We start from the raw sequence: 201 nt of genomic DNA on the forward strand, positions 1-201 counted from the left end.
GTCGTAGAACGCCGGATCGCTCGCGCGGTTCGCATGCGCCGCCACCAGTGCGCGCGCCATCTGCCACCCGCACAGCACCACGCCCGCCAGCTTCAGGTACGGCACGCTGCCGGCGAACACCGCGTTCGGGTCGCGCTTCGTGTTCTCGACCACGTAATCGACCGCCGCCGACAGCGCACGCGCGCCCTGCTCCAGCTGCGT

General features: G+C 71.1%; 1 protein-coding gene. It reads right to left on the reverse strand.

Going from position 1 to position 201, the window contains the following annotated elements:
• Positions 1–201 (reverse strand): acyl-CoA dehydrogenase C-terminal domain-containing protein (locus ACV229_RS41020; protein ID WP_448088719.1); only part of this gene is annotated, 201 nt, incomplete at both ends.

The sequence above is a fragment of the Burkholderia sp. MR1-5-21 genome (assembly GCF_053427715.1).